The sequence below is a fragment of the Paenibacillus sp. FSL R5-0810 genome (assembly GCF_038002285.1).
Classification (GTDB): Bacteria; Bacillota; Bacilli; order Paenibacillales; family Paenibacillaceae; genus Paenibacillus_AQ; species Paenibacillus_AQ lactis.
The window spans coordinates 2063263-2087263 of sequence record NZ_JBBOCF010000001.1; the positions used below are offsets into that span (position 1 = coordinate 2063263).

Genomic DNA, 24001 nt, shown 5'->3' on the forward strand with positions numbered 1-24001 from the left:
ACTCTATATAGATGTTTTATGAAAAAAAGACAGCCGATCACACGATCGCCTGTCTCTGTATGTGTATGAGAAAATCTTCAATCTATTAACAAGTAGAATGGTAAGACAATACCTCTTGTAATGTTGGAATTGCGTCCTGACCGCCGGATCGGGAAACCTTGATGCCTGCCGCTACGCTAGCAAATTTCACGGCTTCAACCAGATCGTTCGTTTCAAGCAGCGAACTGGCGAGCGCTCCCGCAAAGCAATCTCCCGCCCCTACCGTGTCGACGGCATGGACTTTGATGGCCTCGATATACGTCGGTGTGTCATTCTGGTAGACGAGGCTTCCGTTTTCCGCCATTTTCACGACCGATTGCGGGATGCCCATCTCCTTCAGCTTGATGGCAGCTTGCAGCGCGGTTTCTTGATCGACTACATCGATTCCGGTAATGGCTTTAGTCTCTTGTTTATTCGGTAAAATGAGGTCTGCGTATTGAAATGCTTCCTCGAATATTCCGTCAGCCGGAGCCGGGTCCAAAATGACGAACATTTTTCTTTTTCGCGCTTCCTGCATGGCGGCCAGTATGGATTCCTTACTGGTTTCCATTTGGACCAGCAGGATCTTGGCATCGAGCTGATCAAAAATCTGCTCAATGTCTTTTCTTAAAATGTGGTCGTTCGCCCCTTTGGTCCCTACCATCGTATTCTCGCCGCGCACATCAATCATCGCAACAAATGTACCCGTTCCGCTTGTTTCCACTTCGAGAACATGGCTGACATCTACATTCTTGACCTCCAGGTTTCTCAGCAGCTGACTGCCTGCGCTATCTTTGCCGACTGCGCCGATCAAAGCTGTTTTTTTATTCAACTGAGCAGCCGTCACCGCCTGATTCGCACCTTTTCCCCCCGGCGTCATATTGATCGAGTTACAAAAAACGGTATCTCCATAAGCAGGATACTTGTCCGTATTCACGATGACGTCCATATTGATGCTGCCAACAACCAAAATATCATAGTTCTTCTTCATGGTGATTTCCCCTATCTCGGATTTTCGTTTAGTTGAAAAGCTTGCGTGTATTTGCGACATTATCCTGAATGGAGCCGGCATCATTGAATACGGCGCTTGTTCCCAGCACATACATGGAAGCTCCGGCCTCCCTGCATTTTGGTATCGTTCCGGCGCCGATATTGCCATCGACTTGGATTTCGATGTCCATACCTGTGCTTTGAATGAATGCATGAAGCTCAGCGATTTTGTCATACATCGCGGGAATAAACGTTTGTCCTGCAAATCCGGGATTCACGGTCATGAGAACTACGTAATCGGTTACGTTATAGACATACTTAAGAAAATCGAGCGAGGTTGCAGGATTTATTGCCACCCCAGCCCGAATTCCCAAGCTTTTGATTTTGGTTAAAGAGCTTTGCAGATGTGCGGTCGCTTCTTCATGAATGGAGATCATGTCCGCCCCGCAATCGGCGAATAACTCGATATAATTCTCCGGTTTGTTAACCATCAAGTGAATATCAAGCGGCTTGTCCGTCAATTTGCGGACCGTCCGGACAAAGTCGGGGCCGAGCGTGAAGTTCGGAACGAAATTCCCGTCCATAATATCGATATGGTAAAAATCGACGCCCGCCTTGTCCAGCTCCGAAATCTGGGACTCCAGGTTGCCAAGATCCGCACACATTAATGATGGACCTAATTTATACATGGTTTACTGCTCCTTTACGTCGTAGCGGAGGAGTTCCTTATGATTAAATCAGGTTCCAGGTTATATTGTTTCGATTGCCCGTTCTTGTCCTGAATCAGCCGTAACAGCTCCTGAACAGCGATTTTTCCGATCTCTGATTTTTTCTGATCCACTGTCGTAAGCGTAGGCGTAATAAAGGAACCGGAACTGATGTTATCATAACCAACGATTTTTACTTGTTCAGGCATGCGTATATGAAATTCATTGCAAGCGTGAATCGCTCCGATGGCCATGGCATCATTTGAACTGACGATGCTATCAAACGGCTTGCCAGACGCAATGTATTGCTTGATCTGGTGATAACCGCTTTCCATGCTGAAGTCACCGTAAACGATGCTCGTATGTACAGGATGCGGCGCATGCTCCACCGCTTTCCGGAACCCGGCAAAGCGATCATTGGAGCTCTTCTCGTCTTTCGGACCGGATAAAAATACGATATTGCTGCATCCGGAATCACAGATAAGATGATTCGCCGCCTTCCATGCACCAAGCTGATGATCCACCGTGACAGCCGAATAGGCATGCTCGAAATTTGCCCGGTCGATCGTAATCGTCCGAATGCCTCGCGCCTCTAGCATGGCCAAGTCATCGGCATTGACATGCAGCGAGTTGATGATAGCACCGCTTACATAATGGTCCACCATCGAGTCCAAGTAATATTTGACCTTGGAGCGTTGATCGTCGCTGTTGCACAAGAAAATATTATACCCTTCCGCGTTAGCCGCCGTCTCGATCTCCTTCACCAGCTCCGGAAAAAACGGGTTATTGAGCGTAGGCACCAATAGGCCGATCAAATCCGAAGTTCGCTTGGAAAGGCTCTTCGCAAGCAGGTTAGGCTTGTAATTCAATCGTTTAATGACTTGTTCTACACGGGCAATCGTTTCGGGGCTAGCTTCTCCCTTATTGTTGATAATCCTGGAAACTGTCGCTACAGAAACCCCTGCTTCTCTTGCTACATCTCGAATTGTTGTCATAAATTAGTATCCCTCATTTACGTAACCGGTTACTGACTAGTTAAGCATGGATCATTTTTTCTGTCAAATTTAATTTTAACCCCTTGCATAATTTTTTTGCATGTGCTAGATTTCAACTATCCCTCAAGTCACGTAACCGGTTACGACCTTGTTGAGGAAGTGACCTGATGTTTATTGATACGATGAATAATCTATTTAACGGCTTCATCAATCTCGGCGGACCCGCCATGATGTTTGTCATTATTACTGTGCTTTCGCTGCTAGTCGGCGTATCCATCTCGAAGTCTTTGGAAGGCGGCCTTCGGATGGCGGTTGCGCTGACCGGTATGGGCGCGGTCATTTCACTGTTGACCAGCTCCTTTGCTCCTGCGCTCGAGCAGTTTGTTGAATCTACGGGCGTATCCTTGTCGATTACGGACCTTGGCTGGGCACCGCTCGCCGTTATTACTTGGGGCTCCGTGTATACGCTTTACTTTGCCTTTGTCTGCCTGGTTGTCAATTTTATTATGCTGATTACCAAAATGACGACCACGTTGAACGTTGACTTATTTAATATCTGGAATTTATCGGTCATCGGGCTGTTAACGCTGTATTACTCGAATCAAAATTTCATTCTGACGACCTTGTTTGTCATGATGATCTATGCACTGATGCTGATCAATGCGGATGTCATGAAGCCGACGATCAATAAGCTCCTTGATTACGATGATACGAATATCACCACAACAGCGCATCCGAGCTTGTTGATTGCTCCTGTTGTGATGATTTTTAATAAAATCATTGACGTGTGCCTTCCATTCATCGATAAGTATGATTTCAATGCCGAGGTTCTGAATAAGAAAATCGGTTTCTGGGGAAGCAAATTTGCCATTGGCGCTTATTTAGGCATCTTTATTGGACTTCTTGGCCAGCAGTCGGCTGCCGAGATCTTCACCTTGGCATTTACCGGAGGCGTTGCGCTTGAGTTGTTCGCGCTGGTAGGCGGATGGTTCGGTCCTGCCATTGAACCGCTTTCAAACGGCATTACGAAGCAAATGAGCAAGCGCTTAAAAGGCAGAACATTGCTCGTTGGCATCGATTGGCCGATCCTTGCGCCAAGAGCCGAGCTGTGGGCGGTTGCGAACATTCTGGCACCGATCCTGCTGATTATTTCGATCTTTTTGCCGGGCAATAAAGTGCTTCCGCTTGGAGGTATTCTGTTAACCGTACTGGCCCCTGCCCTGTTGATTATAACGAAAGGCCGGGTACTGCGAATGACCATCATTGGAACCGTTCTTATTCCTTTGTTCCTATGGGGCGCAACGTTTATCGCGGAATTTGTGACGGAGACGTCCAGAGCCATGAACAGCATTCCGGCAGGCCTGTCTGCAAACGCTCTATTCTCGTCCATTGACTCGGACCCGATTGAGAAAATGCTAGCCATCTTGATGGGAAGCGCCGTGAAGACCATGGATATGAAATGGATTGGACTTAGCATCGTTGCGGTAGCCCTCTATCTTCTCATGTTCTTCTGGTATTTCAAACAAATGCGCAAGGATCATGCTTAAAAAAGGAAACTCCTCCGTGTTTAATTCTCGGGGGAGTTTTCCGCTTTCTTCTAATATATCGCCCGCCCATTCCAGTGTCTGTTAAGATCACGGAAACGGCATCCGAGTTCTCTCTTGCCTCGTTGCCCGTGGTTAACCAATTGCGAGCGGGCTGTTCTGAACGACGTTCAGCCATTCACGTGCAATCAATCGATGGCCCGCTGTCGTCGGATGGATCCCGTCCCAGATCCAATAATCCGCTCCTGTTCGAGCTGCGGCATCGTCGAAGGCTTTCTGCAACGGAACAAACAAAGCATCATAATTCTGTGCCAATTGCCGAACCACACTGCTGTATTCATGGATCATTTGACGCCATCTTTCCCAGCATTGCACGGTAGCCCCTGTCTTCAGCACAAACGGCTCGCATAACACGAGTCCCGTTCCAGGAAGAAGTTCTTTTGTCTCCTCAAGAATATGACGGTATGCCCTCTCGAATCGATCGCTGGCTCCTTCCGGAGCTCCTTCAATCACCCTTCCTGCATCGTTGACGCCGACCAATATACTGATCAGGTCTGGCTGAAGAAAAATGGCATCCTCATTCCATCTCGCATACAAATCTGATGTACGATTGCCGCTAACCCCCCGATTAATAAACCGCGGCCGGGAATCCGCCAGTTCAAATCCAAGCTCAGCAGCAATAAGATACACGTAACCGTGCCCATGAATATGATTCGGATCGCCGTCGCGCCCGCGATTTCCATCCGTGATGGAATCGCCCTGAAACAATACGGTTTTGCCTGATGCTGTCATCCTCCCACTCCACCCCTTATGTTAGTAAGAACAGTATTACATTGTATCCAACGCCCGTTCCTTATGATGATAAATGAAGCACGGGATCAAGGGTACCCTGAGGATTGGTTTGAAAATCATATATATTTTTGATCCGTTCCCGATCGAGCTCACGCTCTGGGCTAAGATTGAAATTCTCCGTTACCTGCTTGTAAGGCTTTGGTATAATTAGGAAGAGTTTTATAGAGAGGTGATCATTTCATGGATAATACATTGTCCTCGTATCGCTTGCGCCCCTTTAAGAACCAAGACCACGAGGCCTGCTTAGCCGTATTTGACAGTAACGTGCCCAAGTACTTTGCGGCTGAGGAACGACAAGACTATGCATTGTTCTTAGAGAAACTTCCAGGGCCATACTTTGTCTTGGAGAATGAGCGGGGTTCCGTCATTGCCTGCGGTGGATATGCGACAGGCAGAGATGATGAAAGCATTGCTGTACTTTGCTGGGGCATGGTGGATCGGAGTCTGCACCGCTCGGGAGTCGGGACAAAGCTTCTTACGGAACGGCTGCGCCGCATCAGCGCTGAACCGCATTTTTCCATCGTAAAGATTGAGACATCTCCCCATAGTCGCGGCTTCTTTGAGCGGTTTGGGTTTACCGAGCTTGGAACGATTCCGGACGGCTTTGCGCCCGGGCTGGACCTTGTAAGAATGGAGCTAGACCTAGCGCTGGCATCCATCCGCCGTGCTTGTCCTGAACTGGAGATTCATTCGGTGGAGCCCATCGGTTCCGGACAAAACAATGTCCTCAAGCTCGTCAACTCGGAGCTTATCTTCCGTTTCCCCAAGTATAAAGAAGGAACAACCCGTTTGAAGCATGAAGCCGACCTTTTGAGCTTCATTGCCGATCGCCTCCCGCTGGATGTACCGCAGCCCGTGTTATGCTGCTTGGACGATGAAGCCATTTACCGGCCCTTCATCAGTTATCGGAAGCTGAACGGGGAACCTTTGGAAGCGGAACGATTGCAGCAGATCGGGGATGACGCCGTACGCCGGCGGCTGGCCGGGCAATTGGCGGGTTTCTTGCGCCACCTTCATAACATGAACCTTGACGGCCTTTATAAAGGGGAGCTTCGAACGTTTGATCCATATGCCGAATGGGCGGAATTATACGAGCGAATCCAAACCAAGCTGTACCCTTATTTGAAGCCAGAAGCGAGACAATGGACGGATCGGTATTTCGGGAAGTTTCTTCATGCGAAGTCCGATTCGCCAATCGCTCCGGCTTTGATTCACGGCGATTTTGGCACTTCAAACCTACTGTATGATCCGGATGAAATGCGAATTTGCGGCATATTGGATTTTGATGAAGCCGGTATCGGCGACCCGGCCGTTGACTATGCCGCGCTGCGCGCATCATATGGAGAGTCCTTTTTCAAGCTTGTGCTCGACGTATATCCGGAGGTTCATCAGCTTATGGACCGCGTTCTCTTTTACCAGGGCACTTTCGCGTTGCAGGAGGCGTTATTCGGCTTGGAAAACGGTGATTCGGAAGCGTTTCATGCCGGGATTGAGACGGTAAACGCGGGGGGTTAAACCATCGAGTCACCCTAAAGAAATCGAGCAGCTCGAATCGATAATGAGCTGCTCTTTTTCTTATGGAATAAGACTTCTTCCGAGATGAGAAGAGTTTGCATCGACGATTCGTGCAGGGATACGATTACTAATGGACTCTGCTGCTTCAGGTCCTTGCCGTCAGCAGTTTCAACGCTTCGCGTCTGCTGAGCGGCTGAAGGAATTCATTTGCTGCGAACGCAAGCACGTCGTCAGGATTTACTTTCGCGTATTGGCGAAGCGCCCATCCGATCGCTTTGGCGATAAAAAACTCCTTTTCGTGACTACACATGCGGATATACTGAAATAACCGCTCCTTGTCGGTCCGGTCCTTGTAATGAAGCTGGAAGAGAATTGCTGAACGGCGAAGCCAGAGATTGTCCGACCGGATCCACCGATCCGGGTAACCCTCGATCTGCTCCGGGTAATGGGTCAGATAGCTTCCGGACAAGTTTCCGGCAAGAAAATCTACCGTATCCCACCAGGACTTATCAATGATCAACGATTCCAGAAGCTTGATTCGTGACTCTTCGGTCCGCTTCCCGCGGGCATCCAACAATGTCATCGCCACATTTTGAAATTCTCGCTCAGGCTGTGCCCACAGCAGCTTTACGATCTGTTCCAGCTGATGTTCGTTTTCCGGTCTTCCATGCGCTTGAAGAAAGGTCTTCAATAGAGCGTTCCGCTCCGGTGTCTGGATACCTAAGAATGCGTACCGATTCTTCATATAGGCGGACATTGCAACGGCCTTATCCGGATGAGCATGGGTGCGGAACCATGAGGTAAGTTCAGCAACAAATCCTTCAACATTCATACGTATATCCTCCCTATTCATTTAGAAAATCATATCACAAGTCCATCGAGAGGAACATACGTTTTCGTTATTGCCGCTTCCAAACTGCAGCCCCATCTTATCGTAGGGATCGATAACAAGGTTTTAAATAATTCGCTTGATAAAAATATATGTATGCGATATATTGCATATTAAGTAAAAAAGGAGTGAACGATGATGCCAATTCCAAAAAGCTATTCCACGCCTGTCCGGATGTCTGCCAAGGAACGGGCTTTAATCCAAATTCAGCGATGGATTATCGACGGCACCCTGCAGCCCGGCGAAAAGCTGGTGGATGCCGAACTGGCGGAAGCGCTTGGCGTATCCCGGACTCCTGTAAGGGAGGCGCTGCAGCTCTTGGAGGTTCAAGGCCTGGTTGAGATGCACCCGGGGAGGGACACGCGGGTCAAGACCATCGAGAAGGAGGATATTCAAAAATTGTACGCCACCTTGGCAGCCCTGCATTCCCTCGCGGCTGAAGCTGCCGCAGAACAAATTACGGCGGAGCAGATTGAACAACTGAAAGGGCTCAATGCCGAGTTCGCAGCAGCCATTGAGAACGGACAGCCGTATCAGGCCATGGAGCTGGATGAGCAGTTTCATAACCTGATTGTGGATGCCTCGGATAACTCCTATGTGGCCTCCTTCAGCGCCTCCCTTCAAATCCACATCCGGAGGTTCAAATATGTTTTCCTGGCCCAGCCGGTATCCGCAACGTCCGCCTCGGTCGAGGAGCATGCCCGCATAATTCAGGCGCTTGAGAACAAGGATAGAGCGCTGGCCTCTTCGGTGATGAAGCAGAATCTGATTCGACCGATGAAGGAACTGTATGCTTTCATCCAAAATACCAAGGAAGGTGAGATGTAACAATGACGCATGCCAATCAGCGAGATTTGCGCATTCGCAGCAAGGTCATCAGCGAAGGCGTGAACCGGGTCCCGAACCGGGCCATGCTCCGGGCGGTAGGATTCAACGATGAGGATTTCAAGAAACCGATGATCGGGGTGGCAAGCACTTGGAGCGAGGTCACGCCATGCAATATCCATATCGACGCACTGGCCAAGGAAGCCAAGAAAGGCGTCCAGACCGGCGGCGGAGCTCCCCTAATTTTCAATACCATTACCGTGTCTGACGGCATTTCGATGGGTCATGAAGGGATGCTCTTCTCCCTGCCAAGCCGGGAAATCATTGCCGATTCCATCGAAACCGTGGTCAACGCCGAACGTTTCGACGGTCTCGTTGCGATCGGCGGCTGTGACAAGAACACGCCGGCTTGTCTCATGGCCATCGGACGCATGAATCTCCCCGCAGTCTACGTCTATGGAGGCACCATTCAGCCTGGATCGCTCAATGGACGCGACGTCAATATCGTGACCGCCTTTGAAGCGGTCGGACAATATCATGACGGGAAAATGACCCCGGAGGAGCTCCATCAGATCGAGTGCCACGTATGTCCGGGTGCCGGCGCCTGCGGCGGCATGTATACTGCTAATACCATGGCCGCAGCGGCCGAGGCACTCGGTATGAGTCTGCCCGGTTCATCCTCCACCGCAGCCATAGCAAGCCATAAAGCCGATGAATGCGTCAAGGCTGGAGAAACGGTCGTTAAGCTGCTGGAAATGGGGATCTATCCCCGGGACATTATGACGAAAAAAGCCTTCGAAAATGCGATTACGGTTGTTATGGCCTTGGGAGGCTCAACCAATGCATTCTTGCATTTATTGGCTATCGCCCATTCAGTTGAGGTCGACCTGACCATCGACGACTTTGAGCGTATACGCAAAAAAGTTCCGCATCTTGCGGACCTTAAGCCGAGCGGTCAATATATGATGCAGGATTTGAGCAATGTCGGAGGCGTTCCTGCCGTGATGAAATTGCTGCTGGAGCACGGTCTTCTGCATGGGGATTGCTTGACCGTCACGGGGCGAACACTCGCCGAAAACTTGGCAGAGGTTCAGCCGCTTACGAGCGGCCAGGATGTGATCCGGCCGTTTGACCGGCCGCTGAAGCCTACCGGACCGCTCGTACTGCTGAAAGGCAATTTGGCGCCGGAAGGCGCCGTGGCCAAAATGTCCGGACTCGCCAAGCTTACATTCACCGGTCCTGCACGCGTGTTTGACAGTGAAGAAGAAGCTACGGAAGCCATTCTGAACGACCGCATACACAAAGGGGATGTGGTGGTTATCCGCTACTGCGGTCCAAAAGGCGGGCCGGGAATGCCTGAAATGCTGTCTGTCACGGCGATGATTGTCGGCAAAGGGCTTGGCGGCGAGGTCGCCCTCTTAACGGACGGTCGATTCTCCGGGGGATCGCATGGCTTCGTGGTCGGACATGTGGCGCCTGAAGCACAGGTTGGCGGACCGATCGCCCTCTTGCGCGAGGGGGACATCATCACCATCGACAGCGAAACACAGGAAATCAATATGCAGGTAACCTCTGAGGAGCTTGAAGCAAGAGCCAAGCAATGGACGCCGTTACCATTAAAGCATTCCAGCGGAGTCCTCCGCAAATATGCCAAGCTGGTATCCTCCGCCTCCAGAGGAGCCGTAACGGACTAATGTGCAGGGAGCGCCGCCTAATGCGGCGCTCCCTTTTTTTTTGCGAAAGACTTGATGCAGCTTTAACGTTCATGGACTTTAGGATTTATTTTGCTAAAGCTCCCTATTCTGCTGGACGAGAGCCGCCCACCTTCATCACGCGAAAGAACGTCTCGTCATGCGCTTTTTCCACTAAATTGTATGAACGATTAACAAGATCTTCTCTCGATCAATTCGAAGTCGTCGTTACTGCAGCGGGGGCAGCCGGCGTTCTTCAGCTTCTCGATGGTTGCGACTTGCTGATTCGCTCCAACCGTTACTTGCTGCTTGCATTGCGTGCAGCTGTATGTGCGAACGGTTCGCTTGATCTCACCCGTGTAGATGGCATCCGGATATCGGCCTGCAAATTCTGCCGACATATGATCGGTCGTGCGAAGCACAAACATTTGGCTCCGGTTTCCGATCAGCTCCGCTCCCTCGTAAGCATTGAAGCTGGGATAATTGGCGTTGATGGTTAAGCCCATTCGAACGAACTCGCGCTGCATGGCCAGCATAACCTCCGGAGATTTGTGGGCGAACGAGAGAAAAACCGGCAGTCCTTGGACCATCTTCAGGGCACGGATTCCCCGTGAGACGAACAAATTCATCCCTGGCAGCGTGTAGGGCGGATCGGTATAAAAGCAGTCAAATTGACCATGCAGTTCCCGGGGCAGCGGCTCTCTGACATCATGAAGATGGCACACAATGGGCAGCTTTCGTTCAGTTGCGATACTCTCGATAAAGCCGATGAAGCGTTCGTCAATATCAACGACGTGCACGCTTGTTGCCGTGTGATCACCGGATGGAAACAGCTTTTGCAGCAGCAGCCCGATCGAAATGCTCACCAAATCATCATCACCTACGCACAGGATTTGCTTACCGATCAGGGTGTGATACTGCAAGCCAAGCACAGCCCTGCGCAAGCTGGTTTCGGGGGTGCAGGAAGATTGGTCGATCTGAACGTTGACTTGCGGCCGCGAAGAGAAGATTTGCTGCAAAACCGATAGGATCTCCCTCCAGTCGTCCGTATCCTCCCGTCCGAGAAGCATCGACTGATGGCAATCGCGCTCTAGCCCCGCGTATCCCCATTCGCGTTCAACCGATTGACGGCCTTCGAATGTGCACCGGACGCCGCGATCCTGAACAAGCGCCCCTGCCCGAATCAGCTCCTTCTTGATGGCGGCGGCAACCGGCGTCGGAAGCAAGGTTGCGCGCGCCAGCCCTTTCGTTGATATCCCCGGATTCAAATAGCATTCGATCAGGAATCGTTCAATAGCCATCGGTCCTTCCTGCAGTCGGATGTGCTGACTTGCTTGTGCTACGTATGGATTCATGTCCTATCACCCCTTCTAGTGGTAAAAAGCAAAAAGGACAGAAGTGAACATACGTTCACCCCTGTCCTCGTATAACCCTCACTAAACGCGTCAAAAAATAAAAAAATCCGTACGAAGAGTACGGACGCATACGCCTAGAAAAAGGTATCCCTAAGGTTGGTTATATCCGTTGTTCTTAACTAATTCCGCGACTTCGGTCCGCCAGCAAATAACGCCCCGGAATGGACATACGGGTAGCGTAAAGCGGATAAATACAAGCCAAAGTCCTTGTATGGAATTTGATTAGTTAAGAACACTCGCAGACATAAAACATTCCCCTTAGTAAAGTTACTCCCAATCTTACCGGAATGTCCCAGCGAAGTCAAGACGATCGTTTGCCTTCCTTTCTCTTGACACGCAGTCATTCCGTCGATATGATATTCCCTAGTTGTGACCAGTTAGTTTTTAATAAAACTTATTGGTCACAAAAGCGAATCAACTTCTTATTTTTGGCAGCTGGAAGTGTTATTCGCCCTTTTAAATCTTTATACTACTTAGAAAGCAGGTGCACGCTCATGACAAATCCAACATCAGCTCATATCCCTCAAGAGCAAGGACCGCTGCCCATGAACAAAATCATAGCTTCGCTGGTCGCGGTTGTGATCGGAACCTTCATGGTTCTTCTGGACAGTACGGTTGTTAACGTCGCCATCCCTACATTGGTGAACTATTTCGACAGCTCGCTTCATCTCATCCAATGGTCGATTACCGCCTATACCTTATCCTTGTCGGCAGTCATTCCTTTAGCAGGCTGGATGTCGGATAAATTCAGTCCGAAACGTGTATTTCTGATCTCTATAGGTTTGTTTACCCTCGGATCGGTCTTATGCGCCTTCGCTCAAACGCCTCAGCAGGTGATCCTCTTTCGGATCCTGCAGGGCCTGGGCGGGGGGATGGTTTCCCCGATCGGCATGGCCATGGTCTACCGTATTGCCCCGCCCGAGAAACGAGGCTCCATTATCGGGATGCTTGGCATTCCGCTGCTGCTGGCTCCCGCTCTCGGTCCGGTGCTGTCCGGTTGGATGGTGGAATACGTAAGCTGGCAATGGATCTTTCTGATCAATCTGCCGATCGGTCTTCTGGGCCTCGTAATCGGGAAGAAATATTTGCCTGTCTTTCCGAAACAGAAGGCGCCGACGCTGGATAAGACGGGGTTAATCCTCGGGCCGTTGGCTTTTGCATTGATCACGTTCGGCGTTGGCGAAGGCGGGGTGAGCTGGAGTTCTGCCCGAACGTTATCCGGTCTCATCATCGGAGGCGCAGTGCTTCTTGTGTTTATTCTTTCTTGCTGGAGGAAAGCCGAACCGCTGCTGGAGCTGAGAGTTTTTCGATCGTCTGATTTCAGACGCGGGATTATCACATCCTGGTTCATGCAGGCCGCGATGTATGGAACGGTGCTGCTCTTTCCGCTTCTGCTTCAGCAAATCAAGGGATACTCACCGTTCACGACGGGTCTTATCTTGCTGCCGCAGGCCATCGGCTCTATGATATTCATGCCGTTAGCGGGCAGAATCTTCGATAAAGTCGGTGCCCGTCCGCCTCTCATTGCCGGCATGGCCTTGATGACGAGCGGATTGTTTGCGATGACCTTTCTCCGAACGGACACGCCGCTGCTCTTTATTCTAGTCGTTTTGTTTATGCAGGGCTCGGGGATGGGCTTGTCCATGATGTCGTTAAATACCTATGTATTAAATGCAACACCTCGGCATTTGGTCAGCAGGGTCACTCCACTCACCAGCGCATCGCAGCAGGTCATCGCCTCGTTTGCCATATCGGGCTTTACCGGCTTCCTAGCCTCCCGCATGAAGGCTAACCTGACCCTTTCCGGAACGAACGGGAATGTGCTGGAGGCAAGCCTGACTCCGTTTTGCGATACCTTCTTCGCTGCCGCATGTATTGCATGTGCGGGGCTTGCGCTCAGCTTCTTCATCCGGAAGCCGCAGCCTGTCGCCGCTGAGGTCTCCAGTCCGGGCGCGAGTTGAAGTTTCACGCTAAGCACGTCACGATGTGCCTGCATCAGGCAGGCATCCGTTGCCACAATATGCTGCCTCATTCAGGTTTCCATCGTCATAATAAGACTTGGTTACAAGGGATAAGCCGCCAGATTGGCCGTCTCATGGTGTCGTCATTCATCGTGTTAAAATAACATTATGTGCAGCCCATCATTCCTTTACGCTCGGGTGCACATGCCGGTCCATATTGTTATCCTTCGGATCTTATCAGGGTGTCATGTATTTATTGCGCCAGGACTGGTACAATGAAATTCGTATACTACGCCCGGGTGTTCCATACATGCAACCTTTAGGCCCACGAACCCGAATCCTTGGGCGATTATCGAATATATATTGATGTTTTATGTCATTGAAGGAGGCGGCAGGATGAGCATGATTAAGGAGAAAATTCTTCAATCGGCGGTCCGGCTCTTCGCGGAGAAGGGCTACCAGGCGACATCCATCCAGGATATCGCAGATGACTGCAGCATTGCCAAGGGCTCGCTGTACAAGCATTTTTCCTCGAAAGAAGAGTTGTATGTCAGCATTTTGGAGCGGCGGCAGCAGGTTATGGTCGACGAGGTGGACCGAATCAGGAAAAAGCAATTGTCCAAAAGAGATACCTTTTTGGCCGAAATTGCGTATCAGTTCGATTTTTACGTGGAGCACGGTTACTACATATCCAGGGATCACAACGAGCTTGCCCCGCTCGGCAGCGAAATCATCGAGGACGTATTAAGCCGCATTCGCAGAAGCATGTTCCTGTATTATCAGGATATTCTCCGCCGCCAATACGGATCGGCGATTGAGCCTTGGAAGTGGGACGCCACCGCCATATTTAACGGATTCATCCGCGAATATACCTTCCATCTGTTATTCGGATACAAGCCGATGGACAAGCAGGCGCTTGCTTTGTTCATTGCGGAACGAATGGACGATCTGGTGCATGGGCTGAACCAGCGATCCTCCCCTTCCCTGCTCACGGATGAGCTCATGACCGAGTATTCGGGCATGGAGCTCCGGTCGTTGTTTGCTTCGCGCGGATCGAGAAGAGATGCGCTGATTGAAATGATCGCCTCGTTGATCCCGGACATCGCCGTGCCTAACCAGAGAAAACAAGAATTGACGGAGGTCGCGGCCATGCTGCGCGATGAAGCCGTGCAGGAGCAGCCGCGATTGTTCCTGCTCCGGGCTTTAATGCGTGATCTCGAGTCTGAGAGCGAACTGGCCTTTTACGTAAATCAGCTTCGTCAACTGATCTAGTGTCGAGAGGTTATAGGGGATGCCATCCGTCCGCTTTAACCAGTGCATTCACCATCCAAAGAACCGGAGCATCCGCTCCGGTTTTTTATCGTTTGGCAGGACGTATGCACGAACATAAGCACTGCAGTTATTTGCAGAATACTGAACCATTTTTTATCCCTTTAGCTTTGTGGCTCGTATTCCTCCAACGGTATCCCCGTTTCATCCTTATTTCTATGCTCAATCAGCGAGATTCGGTGTGTCTCGTTTTGAATGGTAACGTCGATCATTTCCTCATAGACCATCGGAATCGAATCCCTCAGGCGCAGACGCAGCTGATATACGGTTTGCATCTCATCCGTACGAATCTGATCCACGTACATTTCATATACCCATGGACTCGATACATCATAGCGTTCAAGCGGAGCTTTGACCTCCGGATGCTCCCAGATGTCCGGCGTCGGGCCTCCCCAGACTCCAAGCTCCCGTTTCATGAATGCGATCCCCAGCGTTACGATCGTGCGATCATTGCCTTGCTTCGTCTCATGATCTGAAGAGCTCCACCAATCGTAATCGCCACCTGCACCGGGCTCGAAGCTGGATTGAAACGCTCCTCCCCCTTGGATGGCGAGACTTGGGGTTACCTGCTTAGGAGAATGAGCTGTCTGGTCACCGATCCAAATGCTCCCGGCACCGAAGACAAGCAGCATCACAGGTACGATTATGATAGCAGACCGAACCCTTCCACGTCGGTTTCGCTTCTTCCTAACATTCTCAAGCCGTTTCTCCACATCCTCCATCATATCTGCCGTAAACCGCCGCTCCTTAAATGGCGGCCGTGCCATCTTTTGATCCCAATCCGACCTCCATTCATTCATCATCCTTCGCTCCTTTCCATTCGGCGGCTATCTTCTTTTTAGCCCTGAAAATTCTGGACTTTACCGTTCCTGGCGCCAGACCTGTAATAACGGATATTTCCTCCATGGATAGTTGATAATGCACGCTCAACACAAGCGGGTCGCGATATTTACCGGGCAGCTTTATAACCTGCTTCCACAATTCATCCGCCATCTCCCGCTCCATATACTCCTCCTCTGCAGATGGCGATGACGAGTCCCTCGTCATCCTCCCCAATCCATCTTCCGGCGATCGCTCTCCAAGGAGGACCACTCTGCGAAAGAACGCCCGTTTTAGATAGGACAACGCGGTGTTGCGTGTGATTTTGAGCAGCCAGGTTTTCATCGAAGCCTCCCCACGAAAGGAGGCAGCATGTTGGTAGGCTTTAATAAACACATCCTGTGCAACATCATCCGCCGTATGCGCATTCTTTGTAATGACGTAAGCGTAATTCCAAACGTCCTCTCCATAGGATTCCATAAGCCCCCGTATATCCGATATGTTCAGCTCTGCAGAAAGCTGCGGCTGCATTTCCTTCAAGCTCCTCCCCCCTTACTCAAACAGACTCCACATGAAGGAAGAAAGTTCCCAAAATAGGCTGATCGATTTTTCTTGTGTCAGCCGCGTGTCGTTTTGGGTTGTTTCTTTATAGCAAAAGAGTATAAGACCGAACCAACACCGAGCATGATACTCATCGCACCGTAGAATCCTAGATCCATTACGGAGGTTTGTTGGACGATCCACCCTCCTGTAGCGGCACCGACAGCCATTCCGAGTTGGAAAATGGAGTTATTCATCCCTAACGCCAGCCCGGATGATTCAGGCGAAAGCGAAATCAAATAGTACTGTTGTACAGGCGTCGTCATGGTGGCAAAACCGATCCAGATCGCGAGGATCATTATTGCCCCGATGAATGTTGTCGCTGCCCATGGAAAAACGATCAGCGCCGCTGCGTGAAACAACAAACTCACCATCAGCATCCGGAATATACCCCAGCGATCGGACCCAAAGCCTCCTATTCTTGAGCCTGCTATAGCGAAGATCCCGCTTACAAATAACGCGGCACTAATCCGGGTCGCATCAAGATTTGCGGTTTCCTGGAGAAAGGGTGTGATATACGTAAACATCATCTGATAACCGGTAACCCAGAACAAAGTAATGAGCAGCCCGCTTACAATGCGTCGATTTCTCAGTACCCCAAGCTGCTGCTTCAAGGATAAAGACTCCTGATGCTTTGATATCGGCACGGTATAAGCAATGCCAATTACGGAGAGCAATCCCAGCATGATAATAAAAACAAAGACAAAGCGCCATCCCCAATGCCCACCGATCAGTGTTCCCAAAGGAACGCCGACAGCTAATGCCGTACCTGCTCCCATAAGAATAGTACCGATGGCTGTTCCCTGCCGGCCGGGTGCCGCAAGATTGGATCCCATCGTCAGGGCTACGACCGTAAACACGCTCGCACTTGCCGCTTGGACAATACGAGCGATCACAAGGATCGAAAAATCAGGACTTAAGTACCCGATGCCGTTGCCAATGATAAATGTTAGGAACGATAAAATAAGGAGCCGTTTTCTTTCAATCCTTGCCGTAATTGCCATCAAGACCGGAGAGCCGATAGCAATAACCAATGCATAAACCGTCACCAACTGACCTGCCATCCCAACCGACACCTTCAAATCTTCGGATATCATCGCTAAGATACCGGAAACCACGATTTCGGCTGTTGCCATGATAAAGACGCCGAATGCCAGCCAATAAATGCCTAGTGAATTTCTCAAAAGGATCACCTCATGCTCTATTTTTCTTGAATGATCATTAAAATAAACTCAAAAAAAAAGAGAGGTTCGCTTTCAATCAAAAATCGAAAGCGTCACCCGGATAATATCTTCAAGAACAGCCGGATCCGAAACCGTTTTTGCGGTAACGATCAGCCCGGCTTGCGCATTGTTTAAATATCGCGCCAGAGCCCTCAAATCTTGGTATCGGTCGCCAAGATCGCCTTGTTCCTTGGCGCGGCTTAATGCGAGGAGATAGGCGTCTTCCACGCGATGGCTTTCTTTCTCAACAAAGTCTGCGATTTCGGCATCATGCGACGCTAGTTCTACGCAAGTGTTCACCATGAAACAGCCCTTCGCTCGATGATCGGGCTGTGAAAGGCTGGATAATAAATCATGAAATACCTTGATGATGGCTTGCTTTCCGGATGGAGTCTGTTCGAGCGTGGCAACAACCGTGCTCCGATTCACATAAAGCTTGAGGGCCGATAAATATAAATCCCGTTTCCCTCCAAACGTGTTGTATAGGCTTTGGGCCTTGATTCCAACATGCTGAACCAGCTCATTGATGGAGGATCCATCAAAACCATGTCTCCAAAAATACTCCATCGCTTTGGTCAATACTTCCGTCGTATCAAATTCTTTATGGCGTGCCAACGTGAGTCCTCCCTTTCTTTTTGCTGTATATTACCATTTATTTAATGAGTGTTCAAGAATTATTTTTAATGATTGTTAAAAAATAACTGGAGTCATTGAATTAACCTATAAAAAAGAGAGCCCCTATCATGGCTCTCTTCCATTAATAATATACACCTGCTTCTTTAACCTTTTGCTCTTGAAAACACCCGTACGGTCTCGTTCTCAACGATCGCTAACGACACCTCCTGAATATTCGAAATGGGCGCGATTTGTGTAAGCAGCCAACCGGTATCCTTTCCGATTTCCTGAAGAAGGGACATATCGACCTTGCCGTCTACAATGATCGGTCTTAGGATCGTGAACGGCTGCGTCTCTAGTTTCAGGTTAGCCGATGTCACCGGTTGGTAGGGGGTGTCCATAAAGACGGATATGGTTCCTCCTGGCTCCCTTAATGCCAGCGCTACTTTTTGGACATCCTCTACTTTTTCTTTCCTAAGCTCGGAGAATAAATAATCTATAGAGATCCTTGCTTTCGATAAGTTTTCAAACTGAATGAGGCCTTGTTTGATGAGCGTGATTGGCGACGGATCCAAATACCGTTTAAAGAACGGCCACTTCAGCCCGAGCCATGTCGTTGCGATATATAGCACAATGAGGACGATCGTCGTGATCATGGACCCTTTTAAACCCAACTCCTCATCGGACAGCGGGTGAGCGATAATATTGCCGAGCGTTAGAGCAAGAATGAAATCGAGAAACCTTAATTGAGAAATGGAGCGTTGGCCTAGAAATTTGGCAGCAATCAGCAAAAAAATAAAGCTGACAATTCCCCTTAAGATCCATTCGATGGCTGTCAACGATTCTTTACTTTCGAAAAAATCCACCCCATTCAGCCCTTTCACCTTTGGTCCAGTTAAGGATGATCCCTTTAATACCCGTCCGCTGAAGCGCTTCTCCATCATCTCATAAATCGAGTGTGCAATTTGAGACGGTTTAATAATCGACATGTGTTTCCTTCGCTGCATTAGATAAGTAAGTTGCCTATAGAGTGCCTCCTTTTATCAAAATCATGCCAATTTATAAGTTTTTATCCATAAACAAAAAAAACCGCTGACCTCCCAAGGTCAACGGCTTCGCTTTCTTTACACTTCCAATGAACATCCACCCTCAGCAAAATAGAGGGGCCATGTTACTTAGGTTATTGTCCCTCTTCATAGACAACAACCGTTTTACTTTCGGATTCCCATTTTACGGTGGCATTCAATGCCTCGCTTATAAAACGTACCGGCACATAGGTGCTGCCCTTTGTCACGGTGGCTGGCGCATCCAAGGTCACGTTTTTACCATTTACCTTTGCAGCTTTACTGCCCACCAGAAGTTGAATAATTACCCCATCCTTTGTGACGATGATCGTGCGATCTTGAGGATCCCATGCAACTTCGGCATCCAGTGCCTCAGCGATGGCGCGGAAAGGAACGAAGGTATTGCCTTTTTTGACAAAAGGCTCGGTGTCAGCAGCAACGCCGTTAACATATAGCTTGACTCCATTCTTTTTACCAGCCTTGTCATTGAGCTTTCCTAAAGTTTTATATAGGTCCAGGTTTTTAAAATTCACTTTAATCGCTTCTTCCTGTACATACACAGCGTCGGTTACATTACCGTTCTTATCGAGCATATCCGCCGCCTTCTCCAGCGCGTCGTCCTTTTCAACTATAGCTTCAAGTTCTTTCTTCTGTTCGTCGGTCAGCTCAGCCTCATATTCTGAAAGCAAAATATTGGCCAGAACAGTACCAGCCGGCTTATCTTTTACGTTTTGAATAGCATTGAGCAGACCTTTGTATCCTTTATGGCCCTTCTCCTTGGGCTCCGACTTATCGGCTGTACTGCTGTCCCCATTTTCCGTTTCCGTGGATGCCGGCTCCTGATCAGGCTTTTCCTCTTGCTTAACCGGATCAGAAGACTGGATACCCCCGTCTTGATTCGCTTCGATTTGTTTATCCTTATCTTTATTTTTATCTTTAGATTCTTTGGTTTCTTTGGATTCGTTAGCTTTGACATCATGACTTGAATGGCCAGGCGGCGTGTTTCCCGGTTTGGCTAATGCTGTACCAGCGGTGGTCCCGAGTATCATTGCCGCACTGAATAGTAAGATGACTGTTTTCTTCATGATCGATTCCTCCTGAAATATGAAAGATATGTACTCTTTCAATATCGGTAGAATGAATATCTTTCAATAGATAGGCGCCGAATAAAAGTGAGTGGATTGGATATATTTGCACAAATGGCATAAAGTACATTAATCTTATACTTATCGTAGCCAAGCGAGTCTATCATTCACAACGATTGGAGCAGCGTATGATTATTATGCTTTTAATGGCGGGAGGTATCGTGAACGGCGTTCTATGTACTATAGCTGGTGGGGTGGTATTGGTAGGTCTTGTATTCTTCCTGATCGGTTTGCCTGAAGCCAAATCTTCGAAAACAAGCGGCGGCGTATTTAGATTTACGTCAACCGTCTTTTCGACATTACTCACCTTGATTGTGTTTATGGTCATTACATATTGGAACGCCCGGAACGGTGCATCGCTTGCCTTTACCTCTTCAGATCAGGCTGATGCCTACTTGAATCAAGCCAAGAATCTAGTAATTTGGGGTGCTGTTCAAGGTGCATTCTCGCTTCTTGCTTTCCTCTGGATCCTGCCGCGATTCATTGGGCACCTTGGGCTTGGTACAAAGCATAAATGGGGACTGGCGGCAGGAGCAGTGTTGACGATCGCTGGCGGAGGCGCTGCATGGCTCTCGACGATTTTTTAATGAAAAAATATGATTATATTATGGAGGCTGGAATGGAACAAACCCTTACGGAGCAATTGAACCAATGGCATGATGAAGACGAACATCAGCAAATCGTGGATGTGCTGTTAACCGTTCCCGAGGAGGAACGGGACTACGAGGCCGTCAGTCGACTGGCCAGAGCGTATAACAACCTGGGACAATATGAAGATGCACTCCGCCAATTCGATAAAATTGCTGATGCGGGGCAGCACGACCCGCTGTGGCATTATCGGGTAGGTTACGCTCTCTATCATTTGAAAAGATATAAAGAAGCTGCTCAGGCATTAGCTACCTCTGATCAACTGGAGCCCGGCGATGAGCACACCGAATTATTGCTAAGCTGGAGTTTGCAAAAAGCGGAGAAGCAGGACAGAGAAGAGCGCCGAATCGCTGCCAAAAGAAAAGCCTTGGCGTCCCGCGGGTCGGTGCCGGAGGCTCCCCCGTGTGACAACATGCCGTTAGCTGATTTTTGGGACGACAGCGAGTATGCAAGAGATTCCTACCAATCCGCCCCGCCGACGGATGAGCTGATCGCCTCCATCGAGGAAGAGCTTGGATACAAGCTCCCCTCCGCTTATATTGCGCTGATGAAGCAGCAAAACGGAGGGGTTCCGAAGAACACCTGCTTCCCGACCGAGGAGCCCACTTCTTGGGCGGAAGACCATATTGCCATTACGGGGATCATGGGAATTGGCCGTGAGAAAAGCTATTCGATTGGCGGTGATCTCGGCAGTCGGTTTATGATCGAGGAATGGGGCTACCCAGACATTGGCGTAGTGATCTGCGATTGTCCTTCTGCCGGGCATGATGTCGTGATGCTCGACTACCGGGCATGCGGAAGAGATGGTGAACCCGAGGTGATCCATGTCGATCAGGAAGATGATTATGAGATTACGTTCCTGGCTGAAAACTTCGAGGCGTTCATCCGGGGGCTCGTAAGCGAGGAGGAATATGATACCTCGGAGGAGGACAAGGAAGCGGATTTGTACAAGGTCGCCCACGGGAAATTCTCGCCTTTGCTTGAGGAGCTTTGCGCTCAAGTCACGGAAGTGGAGCATATTAATGAAAAGATCCGCAGCATCTGTACCCGTATTGTTGAAGAGAAAGGTCACTTTTCATTTCATGCGGATGAATTATCTTATCTGATGTATGACGTGCAGTTTTGGCTATACGTGAAGTCTTACCCGGATACGAATCGAGATCAATATTTGGCGAACTATAGTCAAATGATTGCATTTGGCGGGGAATTCGGCCAAGGCGGCTATGCTCCTGGATGGATTACCGAATGGCTGGACCACCGCATGAATGAAGGGCTGATCATCCAAGCGAATGGACGCCTCCGGTTTACGGATACGTTTGCTTCGGATCTCGTTAAGCAGCTACGTGAATTCTAAATAGCTCATTCAAACATGGCATCATGACCAGAGCCCACGTTCGACGTGGGCTCTTCTTCGGTTTAGCCCTGCACGGGTCTTTTTTTCTACTTTACAATCTGTCGAGCTAGTCTCCCTTGACGAAGTTCAGCATGATGCTCCCCTACCGACTCCCTAATGGTAAGCCGATAGGCTAAAGGAGCTGCTCTCTACTTATAGAACATTAGGATTGGACTGAAGTCTGAACTCTTGAGGGGAGACATGGTACACTTTTCTAAACATTTTGGAAAAATGCGAAAAATTATGATATCCAAACGTTTTGGCTACATCCGAAATTGGGATGGATGAGGTCGCGATCAAGTCTTTGGCCTGTGACATCCGGACATGCAGCATGTAGTCCGATATCGATTCCCCGACCTCGCGTTTGAATAAGCGCGATAGGTAAGCGGGATTGAGATGCACGAAACCGGCAAGCTGCTCTCTTGTAATCGGCTCGCTTAAATGCTCTTGTATATAAGATTGTACTCGTTCAATCACAGACGGTTTCAAATGTAACTGATCATGAATGATCTGAACCGTTTGAAGCGCAGAAGCTTCCAATTGTTCAAGGTTACGGGGCTGCGTGTACAGAAGCACTCCTTCCTCATCCTTAAACAGCTCAAAGGCAGATCGTCCGTTCTTATGGAGAATATAATGGACCATTTGCATAAATTCTCGCCGAAAGCCTTCAAGCTCCAATAGCAATAGATTAGGTTTATCGCTTAACTCTGCGATTCTTCCGCGTATCTCTCGCCGGATCTCCTCCAGCTGCCCATGCTCCATGAGAAGGGTCCAGGTCGATATTCGCGGGATCATGGTCTTCATTGAATGGCTGCCTAATGAAGCGAGCATATACACTTGGTTGGATTTGTTCAGATTGTTGTACTCCATTTCCAGCAGCTGCCTATACGTATCCGCAATTTCATACAGTGAGGAGCGATTCCCGATATAACAGGAAATTTTACAACCGAAATAGGTATAACAGTCTTGAATGAACTTCTCACATCGCAATTTCAGCTCATGGGCAGTATCTTCCTTCGTTCCATCCTCTCCAACAAGAAGTACAACATTCACCCCTTGCCTGGTCTGAATGACCTCTCCATTGCCTGAGGACAGCAGCATTTCGGATGCTCCTTTGCGGATGGCGTATTCCATCATCTCCTCATCCCTTGTGCTGAACTCACGCTGCCAGGATTCCACGCTCACCAGCACAGGGAGAATGTCGGCATCCTGAAGCCCACTGAGATCATGCTCTTCAAGAACATCCGCAGCATTCGACGGAGTACAGACGATTCTGCCCGAGAACACATCGTTCCAGAACTTATCCGTAATGAGACTTTTTTTCTTCCGCCACAGCTCATAATAAGGTTTATAGTGCTCTCTCATATGACGGAGCTCTCTTTCCTCTTTTATAGCATGCAGCGCTTTGGCAATGGTTGCTTGAAGAACATCGAATTCGATCGGTTTTAATAAATAATCAAAGCCATCCAGCTGAATCGCTCGCTTCATGAAATCATAAGCCGAGTGAGCCGTCAGGAAAATGGTCTCCGTATCGGGAGAAATATCATTCACCCGCTCCAGCAGCTCAATTCCTGTCCCTTTGGGCATTTCAATATCACAGATCATAATATCAATCCGCGTACGTTCAAATACCTGCAATGCGTCTCGCATATTAAATGCCTCATACACTTCGGACACCTGCAGTTCCTGCCAATGGATACCGCTCTTGATCCCCATCACCGCATAGATCTCATCATCTACAATAAGTGCCGTATACATTGCGA

General features: G+C 49.3%; 21 protein-coding genes. 8 read left to right on the forward strand and 13 right to left on the reverse strand.

All coding sequences use genetic code 11. The annotated features are described in order from the left end of the window. Positions 1-85: 85 nt before the first annotated feature. From MKX76_RS09270 to MKX76_RS09280, 3 genes are read right to left on the reverse strand one after another with little or no spacing between them, the layout of a single operon-like run. Positions 86-1009 (reverse strand): ribokinase, encoded by a 924-nt coding sequence (locus tag MKX76_RS09270; protein ID WP_341033552.1) that lies wholly within the window; start codon positions 1007-1009, stop codon positions 86-88. 28 nt (positions 1010-1037) lie between these two features. Next, entirely contained in the window at positions 1038-1697 is a 660-nt protein-coding gene (gene rpe, locus MKX76_RS09275; RefSeq protein ID WP_007131891.1) for a ribulose-phosphate 3-epimerase, read from the reverse strand. Positions 1698-1711: 14 nt separating this feature from the next. Beyond that, positions 1712-2710: a substrate-binding domain-containing protein gene (locus MKX76_RS09280; RefSeq protein ID WP_028405718.1), complete on the reverse strand. Its 999-nt coding sequence runs from the start codon at positions 2708-2710 to the stop codon at positions 1712-1714. A gap of 167 nt (positions 2711-2877) precedes the next feature. On the opposite strand from MKX76_RS09280, the gene MKX76_RS09285 reads away from it, so the two are divergent. Further along, positions 2878-4257 carry a PTS transporter subunit IIC gene (locus tag MKX76_RS09285; RefSeq protein WP_007131889.1) on the forward strand — a complete coding sequence of 460 codons (1380 nt, stop codon included), beginning with the start codon at positions 2878-2880 and terminating at the stop codon, positions 4255-4257. A 132-nt stretch (positions 4258-4389) separates the two neighbouring features. On the opposite strand, the gene MKX76_RS09290 is transcribed toward MKX76_RS09285, so the two are convergent. Beyond that, positions 4390-5046 (reverse strand): GDSL-type esterase/lipase family protein, encoded by a 657-nt coding sequence (locus tag MKX76_RS09290; RefSeq protein ID WP_028405717.1) that lies wholly within the window; start codon positions 5044-5046, stop codon positions 4390-4392. A gap of 240 nt (positions 5047-5286) precedes the next feature. Here MKX76_RS09290 and MKX76_RS09295 point away from each other — a divergent pair, with 240 nt between their 5' ends. Further along, entirely contained in the window at positions 5287-6621 is a 1335-nt protein-coding gene (locus MKX76_RS09295; protein ID WP_084046732.1) for a GNAT family N-acetyltransferase, read from the forward strand. 145 nt (positions 6622-6766) lie between these two features. On the opposite strand, the gene MKX76_RS09300 is transcribed toward MKX76_RS09295, so the two are convergent. Then, positions 6767-7453: a DNA alkylation repair protein gene (locus MKX76_RS09300; RefSeq protein ID WP_341033557.1), complete on the reverse strand. Its 687-nt coding sequence runs from the start codon at positions 7451-7453 to the stop codon at positions 6767-6769. Positions 7454-7648: 195 nt separating this feature from the next. Between MKX76_RS09300 and MKX76_RS09305 the strand changes: the two genes are divergently transcribed. Both MKX76_RS09305 and ilvD read left to right on the forward strand, forming a co-directional pair. Continuing rightward, on the forward strand, positions 7649-8338 hold the full coding sequence (locus MKX76_RS09305) for an FCD domain-containing protein (RefSeq protein ID WP_028405714.1): 690 nt from the start codon (positions 7649-7651) through the stop codon (positions 8336-8338). 2 nt (positions 8339-8340) lie between these two features. Then, entirely contained in the window at positions 8341-10029 is a 1689-nt protein-coding gene (gene ilvD, locus MKX76_RS09310) for a dihydroxy-acid dehydratase (RefSeq protein ID WP_210094927.1), read from the forward strand. Positions 10030-10217: 188 nt separating this feature from the next. Here the strand turns inward: ilvD and MKX76_RS09315 are convergent, their stop codons facing one another. Next, entirely contained in the window at positions 10218-11381 is a 1164-nt protein-coding gene (locus tag MKX76_RS09315; protein WP_213614016.1) for a bis-aminopropyl spermidine synthase family protein, read from the reverse strand. 554 nt (positions 11382-11935) lie between these two features. Here MKX76_RS09315 and MKX76_RS09320 point away from each other — a divergent pair. Beyond that, positions 11936-13402, forward strand: a complete 1467-nt coding sequence (locus MKX76_RS09320; protein ID WP_341033562.1) for an MDR family MFS transporter — start codon at positions 11936-11938, stop codon at positions 13400-13402. A gap of 396 nt (positions 13403-13798) precedes the next feature. Next, on the forward strand, positions 13799-14674 hold the full coding sequence (locus tag MKX76_RS09325; RefSeq protein ID WP_028405710.1) for a TetR/AcrR family transcriptional regulator: 876 nt from the start codon (positions 13799-13801) through the stop codon (positions 14672-14674). A 161-nt stretch (positions 14675-14835) separates the two neighbouring features. Here MKX76_RS09325 and MKX76_RS09330 read toward each other — a convergent pair whose 3' ends face one another. From MKX76_RS09330 to MKX76_RS09355, 6 genes are all read right to left on the reverse strand, one after another. After that, positions 14836-15534 (reverse strand): hypothetical protein, encoded by a 699-nt coding sequence (locus MKX76_RS09330; protein ID WP_210094925.1) that lies wholly within the window; start codon positions 15532-15534, stop codon positions 14836-14838. Next, complete coding sequence (locus tag MKX76_RS09335; protein WP_210094924.1) at positions 15524-16090, reverse strand: RNA polymerase sigma factor; 567 nt, start codon at positions 16088-16090, stop codon at positions 15524-15526. The genes MKX76_RS09330 and MKX76_RS09335 overlap by 11 nt, the downstream gene beginning before the upstream one ends. Positions 16091-16167: 77 nt before the next feature. Further along, positions 16168-17334 (reverse strand): MFS transporter, encoded by a 1167-nt coding sequence (locus tag MKX76_RS09340; RefSeq protein WP_210094923.1) that lies wholly within the window; start codon positions 17332-17334, stop codon positions 16168-16170. A gap of 72 nt (positions 17335-17406) precedes the next feature. Then, entirely contained in the window at positions 17407-17988 is a 582-nt protein-coding gene (locus MKX76_RS09345) for a TetR/AcrR family transcriptional regulator (protein ID WP_210094922.1), read from the reverse strand. Positions 17989-18152: 164 nt separating this feature from the next. Beyond that, entirely contained in the window at positions 18153-18854 is a 702-nt protein-coding gene (locus MKX76_RS09350; RefSeq protein WP_341035035.1) for a DUF421 domain-containing protein, read from the reverse strand. A 314-nt stretch (positions 18855-19168) separates the two neighbouring features. Beyond that, positions 19169-20137, reverse strand: coding sequence for a copper amine oxidase N-terminal domain-containing protein (locus MKX76_RS09355; RefSeq protein ID WP_210094921.1), 969 nt, complete (start codon positions 20135-20137; stop codon positions 19169-19171). A 188-nt stretch (positions 20138-20325) separates the two neighbouring features. Here MKX76_RS09355 and MKX76_RS09360 point away from each other — a divergent pair, with 188 nt between their 5' ends. Together MKX76_RS09360 and MKX76_RS09365 are read left to right on the forward strand one after the other, a co-directional pair. Then, entirely contained in the window at positions 20326-20784 is a 459-nt protein-coding gene (locus MKX76_RS09360; protein ID WP_144878533.1) for a hypothetical protein, read from the forward strand. A gap of 32 nt (positions 20785-20816) precedes the next feature. Then, a complete protein-coding gene (locus MKX76_RS09365; protein WP_213614008.1) occupies positions 20817-22199 on the forward strand; it encodes an SMI1/KNR4 family protein in 1383 nt (460 codons plus the stop codon). 192 nt (positions 22200-22391) lie between these two features. Here MKX76_RS09365 and MKX76_RS09370 read toward each other — a convergent pair whose 3' ends face one another. Next, positions 22392-23996, reverse strand: a complete 1605-nt coding sequence (locus tag MKX76_RS09370) for a response regulator (RefSeq protein ID WP_341033566.1) — start codon at positions 23994-23996, stop codon at positions 22392-22394. Between the last annotated feature and the right edge of the window lie 5 nt (positions 23997-24001).